This is a genomic window from Glaesserella australis (genome assembly GCF_003260095.1).
Taxonomy (GTDB): domain Bacteria; phylum Pseudomonadota; class Gammaproteobacteria; order Enterobacterales; family Pasteurellaceae; genus Glaesserella; species Glaesserella australis.
Genome location: NZ_PTPX01000016.1, coordinates 1 through 8,425 on the forward strand (window position 1 = coordinate 1; position 8,425 = coordinate 8,425).

Below are 8,425 nucleotides of genomic sequence, written 5' to 3' on the forward strand. Positions count from 1 at the left end.
AAAAATAAACATTAGCAACAATTTTGTCCACATGGCATAGTTTTTGACGGTTCAGCAACAATTTTGTCTACTATGCCAATAATATGATCTTTACCGATCAAGGTTGCTCTTTTAATGATGACTATGTTAGACAACTATGCTGCACTTCTTGGGTTATAGCCATGATTACATTCTTCATGCTATTCAAAGTCAGCAACTATTCTGTCTATATGTCTTAGAATTTATAAGTGATACCTGCGAAGTAGACAATAGGATCTAATTTAATTTTAACTTCGTGATTAAGTACTACGCCATCACCACCAACGCCTGTAGTGGTAAAGTTCGCTTTTGTTTTGATCTTGGTATACCATAATGCTGTATTTAAGTAGAGATTTTTACTTAATTTAATATCAATACCAGCATTAATAACTGGGCCAAATGAATGTTTTTTCACTTTTAAGTTACTTACTGCTGGATTTAATGCTTTAGCATTAAAGAAACGAGTATAGTTTAAACCTGCACCAATATAAGGTCTTGAACCTGCATCTTTATCTAGGAAATAATATTGTAGATAGAGACTTGGTGGTAAATGTTTGACTTTAACCACATCGCCTAAAGCACCAATTCCAGGTACAGTTGCTGCAACTTTATGAGAGAATGGTGTTGCGCCTAATAATTCAATACCAAGGTTATCTGTTAGCATATAAGTAGCAGTAAGACCAAGTTGAGCGTTATTATTAACATCTAAGTTAACATCAACAGCTTTATTTGGAGTTGTCGTTGTTGAACTTGAATTTGCATCAACAACGATACCACCAACACGGAAAAGAGTACTTCCTGCTTCATGAGCTAGTGCGTTACCTGTCATTAATGTGCAGCCTAATAACATAGCTAATACGTTTTTTTTCATTTTGTAATCCTTATGTATTGCGTTTGATTAAAAAGTAACAAAAGTGTTACTCGACGTGAAATATTGTAAAAAATTTATATAAAGATATTTGTTGATAAATATCAAAAAAACATGATTTTTCTTATCAAGTAGCTATCATTTTTATCACTATATAACTATCCAAATTTGATATAAAACAAATTCACTATCTTAATGACTTATTTATAGATAATAAGCAACGAGCTTAAGAAGAATCAAAAGAAACGCCTAAGAGTAAAAAATTTGTGATCTTTTTCACATTTTTGCTTGAAATCCCCTTGACAATCCCAATTTATAGTTTCGTCAAGCGAGAGTTATCTCGAAGTCAGAACAATTTAACTACAGAATTAGAGGAAACTATGAATATCGATAAATTTACCAGTAAATTTCAATCCGCCATTGCCGATGCACAATCTTTAGCCGTTGGCAAGGACAATCCTTACATTGAGCCAGCACATTTGATGTTGGCGTTGCTTAAGCAAAATGACGGCTCGATCACGCCGCTTGTAACGAGTTTAAACGTGCAGCCGAACCGTTTAATCAGTGAGCTTGAGAGCATTATTAATCGCTTGCCACAAGTGCAAGGTGGAAATAATACACAGCCGTCACAACAGCTTTTTCGCCTGTTAAATCAATGTGATAAGCTCTCTCAACAGTTTGGCGACAGCTTTATTTCATCGGAGCTATTTGTGCTTGCTGCCCTTGAAGATAATGGCGATTTGGGCAAGTTGTTGAAAAATTTGGGTTTAACTAAAGAGAAAGTTACCGCTGCTATTCAGCAAATTCGTGGAGGGGAAACCGTGCATAATCAAAACGCAGAAGAAACCAGACAAGCCTTGCAAAAATATACGATTGATTTAACTGAACGTGCCAAAGCAGGCAAGCTTGATCCTGTGATTGGGCGTGATGAAGAAATTCGCCGTGCGGTGCAAGTGTTGCAACGCCGTACCAAAAATAACCCTGTGTTAATCGGTGAACCAGGCGTGGGGAAAACGGCGATTGTGGAGGGCTTAGCTCAACGCATTGTCAATGGTGAAGTGCCTGAGGGCTTGAAAAACAAGCGTGTGTTATCCCTTGATATGGGGGCGTTGATTGCAGGGGCAAAATATCGTGGCGAATTTGAAGAGCGGTTGAAAGCGGTGTTGAATGAGCTTGCCAAAGAAGAGGGGCAGGTGATCCTGTTTATTGATGAAATTCATACAATGGTCGGGGCAGGCAAAACGGACGGGGCAATGGACGCAGGCAATTTACTCAAACCAAGCCTTGCTCGTGGTGAGTTGCATTGCGTTGGGGCAGCAACGTTAGACGAATATCGTCAATATATTGAGAAAGATGCCGCCCTTGAACGCCGTTTCCAAAAAGTGTTGGTGGACGAGCCAACGGTTGAAGATACTATTGCGATTTTGCGTGGGCTAAAAGAGCGTTACGAAATTCACCACCACGTGCAGATCACCGACCCAGCGATTGTGGCGGCAGCAACCCTTTCGCACCGCTATGTGTCTGATCGTCAGTTGCCTGACAAAGCGATTGATTTGATTGATGAAGCGGCATCAAGTTTGCGTATGGAAATCGACTCAAAACCAGAGCCGTTGGATAAGCTAGAACGCCGTATTATTCAGCTTAAGTTGGAACGTCAAGCGTTGCAAAAAGAAGAAGATGAGGCAAGTCGCCAACGTCTTGCAAAATTAGACGAAGATCTGACCGCTCGTGAGCGTGAATATGCGGAGTTAGAAGAAGTTTGGAAAGCGGAAAAATCGGCGTTGCTCGGCACGCAACATATCAAAACGGAGCTAGAAAATGCTCGCATTGAAATGGATCAGGCTCGCCGTGAAAATAATTTTGAGAAGATGTCCGAGTTGCAATACGGCAAAATTCCAGCGTTAGAAAAACAGTTGCAAGAGGCGGTGAAACGTGAAGAAGAGGGCGGTGAAAATCAGCTACTTCGCACCAAAGTGACCGATGAAGAGATCGCCGAAGTGTTATCTAAAGCTACGGGTATTCCTGTGTCGAAAATGATGGAGGGCGAAAAAGAGAAATTGCTACGAATGGAAGACGTGTTACATCAGCGAGTGATCGGGCAGAGTGAAGCGGTCGATGCGGTGGCAAATGCGATTCGCCGTAGCCGAGCAGGATTGTCCGACCCAAATCGCCCAATTGGTTCGTTCTTGTTCTTAGGTCCAACGGGCGTAGGGAAAACGGAGCTGTGCAAAACGTTGGCAAACTTCCTGTTTGACGATCAAGATGCAATGGTGCGAATTGATATGTCTGAATTTATGGAAAAACATAGCGTCTCTCGCTTGGTGGGAGCGCCCCCAGGTTATGTGGGCTATGAAGAAGGCGGTTATTTAACCGAAGCCGTTCGCCGCCGTCCGTATTCCGTTGTGCTACTGGACGAAGTGGAAAAAGCTCACCCTGATGTGTTTAACATCTTATTGCAGGTGCTTGATGACGGGCGTTTGACTGACGGACAAGGTCGCACGGTGGATTTTCGTAATACAGTGGTGATTATGACATCAAACTTAGGTTCCCATTTAATTCAAGAAAATGCGGAAAATATGAGCTATGATGAAATGAAAACGATCGTGATGAATGTGGTTGGGCAACATTTCCGCCCAGAGTTTATCAACCGTATTGACGAAACGGTGGTGTTCCACCCGCTTGATAAAGCCAACATTCGTGCCATTGCCCGTATTCAGCTTGAGCGTTTAATTAAACGTATGGCAGAACGTGGTTATGACGTGACGGTGACAGATGCGGCGGTAGATCATATCGGCGAAGCAGGATTTGATCCGCTATTTGGGGCAAGGCCACTAAAACGTGCTATTCAACAAGCCCTTGAAAACCCACTGGCTCAGCAGATCTTATCAGGTAAATTACTACCGAATAGTCCTGTGACCGTGGATTATCAAGATGGACGGATTGTCGCTATACAATAATCTTAAGGGCGTATAATACGCCCTTTTGTTTTGTGAAATTCATTGACTTTTCAGTGATTTACCGCTAATTTGTGAACGTTTTAAATACAAAAACACCATTTACTTATAGGAGATTCTATGCAAGATCGTTTAGTCACTTCCACACGAAGTGAATCCCTTCTTAGCACACATAAAGTGTTACGTAATACTTATTTTCTCTTAGCGTTAACACTCGCATTTTCTGCCGTTGTTGCGTCTGTGACGATGGCGCTTAACTTACCACGTTTACCTTGGTGGGGAATGTTAGTGGGCTTTTATGGTTTACTTTTCTTAACCAATGCAACGGCAAATAGTGCCGCAGGGTTAGCCAGCGTCTTTGCGTTAACAGGCTTTTTAGGCTATAGCTTAGGACCAATTTTGAATGCTTATATCAGTAATGGTTTAGGCGATGTGGTTGCCCTTGCGTTAGGTGCGACAGCGTTAGTGTTCTTTAGCTGTTCTGCTTATGTGCTTACCACTAAACGTGATATGTCATTCCTTTCAGGTATGATGATTGCGTTATTTGTGGTGTTATTGGTCGGTATTGTGGCAAATATTTTCTTAGCAATGCCTGCATTAAGTTTAGCGATCAGCGCTCTTTTTGTGGTGTTCTCAACAGGTGCAATCTTATTTGCAACAAGTAACATCATTCACGGAGGCGAAACTAACTACATTCGTGCAACCGTTGATTTATATGTTTCTATCTATAACTTATTCGTTAGCTTGTTACAGCTTTTTGGTGTTTTAGGTAGCGATGATTAACTTTAAGCTAATATAGTTAGAACGCTTATTTTTCGTAGGGGCGGGGTTTATCCCCGCCCTAAATTTATCGTGGTTACAGATGTCACTTAAACTATGATCCATTTTATTGAATTAAATAATCAACAATATCCCACCGACGAACACGGCTATTTAAAAAATTTAGATGATTGGTCGCCTGAATTGGCGGTCATTATTGCCCAACAAGATAATCTTGAACTCAGTGAAGCCCATTGGGAGATTGTTTATTTTGTCAGAGATTTTTATCAAGAGTATAAAACATCTCCTGCTATTCGTATGCTAGTCAAAGCGTTGTCACAGAAATTTGGCGAAGAAAAGGGTAGTAGCCGTTATTTACAACGCTTATTTCCTGAAGGCCCAGCTAAACAGGCAACTAAAATTGCAGGCTTACCAAAGCCCGCAAAATGTTTATAGGAGCGAAATATGCATAGCCCACAATCCATTTGTATTTTACGCCTTTCGGCAATTGGTGATGTCTGCCATACACTTGCGGTGGTACAAGCCATTCAGCGCCAATATCCCCAAGCCGAGATCACGTGGATCATTGGTAAAACCGAAGCGATGTTGATGAACGGTATTCCAAATGTAACTTTAGTGCCTTATGACAAAAAAATGGGTTGGAAAGGGATTTGGGCGTTGTGGCAACAGTTGCGTCACAAGCGGTTTGATTATCTCTTAAATTTGCAAACGGCATTGAGGGCTTCTATTTTATCTCTCGGCATTCGTGCAAAACAAAAAGTCGGATTTAACCGTGACAGAGCAAGGGAAGGGCAGTGGCTCTTTACCAATCAAAAAGTAGAACAAACCACTTCTCCACACGTTCTAGATGGGCAGATGATGTTTGCCAAAGCGATTGGGGTGAAAGATTTAACGGCAACGTGGCATTTGCCTGTGAGTGAAGCAGATCTCGCTTACAGTTCACAATTTATTGATAAACAAAGAAAGAATCTCGTTATTGCCCCTTGTTCAAGTAAGAAAGAGAAAGACTGGTCGCCTGAAAATTACGGGCAGCTCGCCCAATTTGCGCTAGCGAACGATATTAATGTAATTCTAGTGGGTTCACCATCGCCGTATGAGATGGAAACCGTCGAAAAAATTCAACAACTTGCGCCGAATTGCCTTAATCTTGCAGGGAAAACGAATTTAAAACAACTTGCTGCATTGATTCGTCAAGCTGATTTAGTGCTTTCTTCCGATTCAGGCCCCGCCCACATTGCAACTACTCAAGATACCGCAGTTATTGGTTTATATGCAATTCATAACCCACGCCGTACAGGGCCTTATCGAGATTTGGATAAGGTGATTTCCGTTTACGATCAGGCGGTGTTAGAAAGTCGAGGGAAACCTTGGGATCAACTACCTTGGGCAACGAGTGCTAAAGGGGAAGGGTTGATGAACCGAATTAGCGTAGAGCAAGTGAAGCAAAAAATGATTGAAACTTTGCAAATTACGATGTAAATTAGCTTTGTATTGATTTTTTTACATTCAAAGGAAATAAAAATGAACACTGTTGTTAATCAGGATAGTTTACATAACGTCAATATTTGCGACGAGAAGGTTTTACTGACACCAAATGGCTTAAAGAAAGAATTCCCGTTACCTGAACATCTGCGTAAACAAATTGAAACATCAAGAAGAACAATCTCAGATATCATTCATAAACGTGATAAACGTCAGTTAATTGTGATTGGTCCTTGCTCTATTCACGATCCTGTTTCTGCGTTGGAATATGCAAAAAAATTAAAGGTTTTAGCGGAACAAGTGTCAGATAAACTTTACATTGTCATGCGAGTTTACTTTGAAAAACCGAGAACGACAGTGGGTTGGAAAGGCTTGATTAACGATCCTAACTTAAACGGTACTTTTGATGTGGAAAAAGGGTTGCGCATAGCTCGTAAATTATTGCTTGATCTTGCGGAACTTGGCTTACCCTTAGCGACAGAAGCGTTAGACCCGATTAGCCCGCAGTACTTGGCGGATCTCTTTAGCTGGTCTGCGATTGGTGCAAGAACCACCGAGTCTCAAACTCACAGAGAAATGGCGTCAGGCTTATCTATGGCGGTGGGCTTTAAAAATGGTACCGACGGCAATTTAGGCGTGGCGATTAATGCAATGCAAGCGTCTGCCATGGGACATAGTTTTATTGGTATTAATCAACAAGGTCAAGTGACCGTCTTACACACGAAAGGGAATCCTGATGGGCATGTCATTTTACGTGGCGGAAAAGCGCCTAATTTTGAAGCGTCTTATGTCGCAGAGTGTGAGCAGGCATTACGCAAAGCAGGCTTGCCTGAAGCCATTATGATTGACTGTAGCCATGGTAACTCAAACAAAGATTATCGTCGCCAGCCATTGGTTGCTGAAAATGTGTTACAACAATTAGTAGAAGGCAATCAATCCATTATCGGCTTGATGATTGAAAGCCACCTTTTTGCAGGAAACCAATCTTCAGAACAGCCTTTTGAACAGATGCAGTATGGCGTTTCTATTACCGATGCTTGCATTGATTGGCAGACAACAGAAACGCTTTTAACACATTTTGCGGAAACATTAAGAAAGTAATATGAACCCGTTAAACCCTATTCGTGAACAGATCGATCAAGTCGATAAACAATTAATTGAATTGCTTGCAAAACGCCTTGAACTTGTGGCGGAAGTCGGCAAAATTAAACATCAACATGGGCTTCCCATTTATGCGCCTGAACGTGAAGCTACGATGATTTCCGCTCGTCGTCAAGAAGCAGAAGCACAAGGCATTCCAGCCGATTTAATAGAAGATGTGTTGCGTCGCATTATGCGAGAGTCCTACGCTAACGAAAATAAACACGGCTTTAAGGCAACCAATGAACAAGTGAAAAAGATTGTTGTGGTGGGCGGTCGTGGTAAGCTTGGTGGTTTATTTAGCCGTTATTTTGAACTGTCGGGTTATCCTGTAGAACGGCTTGATCGTGATGATTGGAATAGGGTAGAGCAGATAATGGCAGGGGCAGATTTAGTGGTTGTTTGTGTGCCTATTGCCAATACTCTAGAGACGATAGAACGTTTACAGCCATATTTAACCGAACAGATGATCCTAGCCGATCTTACGTCGGTTAAAGCTCAACCCTTAGCAAAAATGTTAGAAGTACATTCAGGGGCTGTGGTGGGTTTACACCCGATGTTCGGTCCTGATATTGCAAGTTTTGCTAAACAAGTGATCGCTTGTTGTCACGGGCGATTTAGCGAGTGTTATCAATGGTTATTAGATCAAATGCGAATTTGGGGCGCTAAAATTGAAGAGATTGATGCGCCAGAACACGACCACGCAATGACCTATATTCAGGCGTTGCGTCACTTTTCAACCTTTGCTTATGGCTTACATTTATCGCAACAAGCGGTCAGATTACCGCAATTACTTGCACTTTCATCGCCAATTTATCGTTTAGAACTCGCGATGATCGGGCGTTTATTTGCACAAGATGCGAAACTTTACGCAGAAATTATTGCGGATAAACCTGAAAATTTAGCCGTGATTGAGTCGCTACAGAAAAGTTTTCAGCAAAGTTTGTCCTTTTTCCAACAAAATGATAAGCAAGGCTTTATTGATGCTTTTGAAAATGTTCATCACTGGTTTGGCGATTATTCAGAACAATTCTTGAAAGAGAGTAGAAACTTGTTGCAACAAGCAAACGATTTGAGAGGTTAAAAAAATAAGGTCTAGTAACTTAGGCATAATAGACAAAATTGTTGCTAAAAAGTAGCTTAAAGCCTTATAGTACAAGGCTTTAAGCCTACTTTTTGAAAT

General features: G+C 41.4%; 7 protein-coding genes. 6 read left to right on the forward strand and 1 reads right to left on the reverse strand.

Going from position 1 to position 8,425, the window contains the following annotated elements; genetic code table 11:
• Window positions 1-214 precede the first annotated feature (214 nt).
• Window positions 215-889 (reverse strand): OmpW/AlkL family protein, encoded by a 675-nt coding sequence (locus C5N92_RS08220; protein WP_111750370.1) that lies wholly within the window; start codon window positions 887-889, stop codon window positions 215-217.
• Between the two features lie 377 nt (window positions 890-1,266).
• Here C5N92_RS08220 and clpB point away from each other — a divergent pair, with 377 nt between their 5' ends.
• From clpB to tyrA, 6 genes are all read left to right on the forward strand, one after another.
• On the forward strand, window positions 1,267-3,843 hold the full coding sequence (clpB, locus tag C5N92_RS08225; RefSeq protein WP_111750371.1) for an ATP-dependent chaperone ClpB: 2,577 nt from the start codon (window positions 1,267-1,269) through the stop codon (window positions 3,841-3,843).
• 117 nt (window positions 3,844-3,960) lie between these two features.
• The gene (locus C5N92_RS08230) at window positions 3,961-4,623 is read left to right on the forward strand and encodes a Bax inhibitor-1 family protein (RefSeq protein WP_111750372.1); all 663 of its coding nucleotides are present in this window, start codon (window positions 3,961-3,963) and stop codon (window positions 4,621-4,623) included.
• Window positions 4,624-4,716: 93 nt separating this feature from the next.
• A complete protein-coding gene (locus C5N92_RS08235; protein WP_181015880.1) occupies window positions 4,717-5,055 on the forward strand; it encodes a TusE/DsrC/DsvC family sulfur relay protein in 339 nt (112 codons plus the stop codon).
• Between the two features lie 9 nt (window positions 5,056-5,064).
• Window positions 5,065-6,099, forward strand: a complete 1,035-nt coding sequence (locus tag C5N92_RS08240; protein WP_111750373.1) for a glycosyltransferase family 9 protein — start codon at window positions 5,065-5,067, stop codon at window positions 6,097-6,099.
• A 42-nt stretch (window positions 6,100-6,141) separates the two neighbouring features.
• Window positions 6,142-7,203, forward strand: a complete 1,062-nt coding sequence (locus C5N92_RS08245) for a 3-deoxy-7-phosphoheptulonate synthase (protein WP_111750374.1) — start codon at window positions 6,142-6,144, stop codon at window positions 7,201-7,203.
• Between the two features lies 1 nt (window position 7,204).
• Entirely contained in the window at window positions 7,205-8,326 is a 1,122-nt protein-coding gene (gene tyrA / locus C5N92_RS08250) for a bifunctional chorismate mutase/prephenate dehydrogenase (RefSeq protein ID WP_111750375.1), read from the forward strand.
• Window positions 8,327-8,425 lie beyond the last annotated feature (99 nt).